The sequence below is a fragment of the Companilactobacillus mindensis DSM 14500 genome (assembly GCF_001434275.1).
GTDB classification, from domain to species: domain Bacteria; phylum Bacillota; class Bacilli; order Lactobacillales; family Lactobacillaceae; genus Companilactobacillus; species Companilactobacillus mindensis.
The window spans coordinates 1-1,340 of record NZ_AZEZ01000075.1; the positions used below are offsets into that span (position 1 = coordinate 1).

Here is a 1,340-nt window from a genome sequence, read left to right on the forward strand (position 1 = left end):
CGTACGGTGGTGTGAGAGGTCGGTAATTAAAAGTTACCTCCTACTCGATTCTAAATGATTGTATATCATCAAAGTTCAAAAAGAATCTGAGTGAGAAATTAGCAGACTTTTTACCAGCTTTTAAAGCTTGTAAGTATCGGCAACCCATTCGTTGGTAGCGACACGGTGGTATGTCATACCGTCATAGTTGCGAGATTTATCAGTGTACCATGAAGTGTCGTTTGACAAGGCACGAGTTTCTTCTTTGGAGAGTGAACCGTCGGCATTGAACGAAACTAAAGGCACATAAGAAGCATTATTATTCTTAACCCGGATAACGTGGTCAGATCCGTAGATGTTGCCGTAGCCTTTTTGATTGTTGTAATAATATGAAATCAAATCGTTGAATTGATTCATATCGTAACCCCAAGTACTGAAGTAGTAGACTGGGTCAGTGTGTTTGGTTTGGTGCCACAACAAGCTAGTCTGTTGATGTGATAAAACAGTTTCTCCAGCTACGTCAGGCAAGTTGTATTGAATCAATTTGCTAGCGATGTAATTGGCATCGTTGACTAATGAGTGAGCAAATTCTTCTCGTGTATTTACCCGACACAATTCAACTTGGATAAAACGAGAATTAGCAGTAGGACCAGCTCCCCAAACTGTGTAGTCTGTATTGTGAATATTTAGAACTTGCTTGTCGTCAACGAAAGCATGGACGTAAGTTTGCAAAGTAGGCCATTGCGCATTGAAACGGTCAGCAAATTGTTGAGCTGAAACGTTAGCTTCAGAAGTTTCATGAACGATAACGCCTTCCGGTTGACCGACCCCATAACGGTAACCAGTCCAATGTGAAAAAGTACCTTCTTGGTAAGTGATGCCAGCTGGTTGAATCTTGTTGGCAATAATATAGTCATTGATAGAATCAGCCTTAATAGTGTTTATATTTGTAATTAATGAAAATAGCAAAACAAAAAATGAAATTAGGAATAACCTTTTCCCTTTGATCATAATATCCCCCTTATAAACCCAGTAATAAGAGTATCACATCGGATTGGTAGAGACCGTTACAGGTTTGTTACAAAGAAATTAGGAAAATTGAATTTTTTAAAATAATTGGCGGAATTCCCATGACTTTAGTCGTGGGATGGATAGCTTGTTTTTTTTATGATTTTTTTGTTGCTACAAGAACACAAGTTCGTATATACTGATGTTGAAATGGTGGTGAGTGGTTTGAAATCCATGACAGAACTCAAATATCATTACGGCATCAAGATGAGAATTTATCCAAGTAATAAGCAAAAAGAAATTATCAAGGTAAATTCCAATATCAGTAGGACTGTCTATAACAAACTGGTCGG

The 1,340-nt window shown here is 37.9% G+C and carries 2 protein-coding genes; one reads left to right on the forward strand and one right to left on the reverse strand.

Going from position 1 to position 1,340, the window contains the following annotated elements:
- Positions 1-120: 120 nt before the first annotated feature.
- Positions 121-990: a peptidoglycan recognition protein family protein gene (locus FD29_RS06945; RefSeq protein ID WP_057888216.1), complete on the reverse strand. Its 870-nt coding sequence runs from the start codon at positions 988-990 to the stop codon at positions 121-123.
- Between the two features lie 222 nt (positions 991-1,212).
- Here FD29_RS06945 and FD29_RS06950 point away from each other — a divergent pair.
- On the forward strand, positions 1,213-1,340 hold a 128-nt coding region (locus FD29_RS06950), incomplete at its 3' end, for a helix-turn-helix domain-containing protein (protein WP_157049390.1).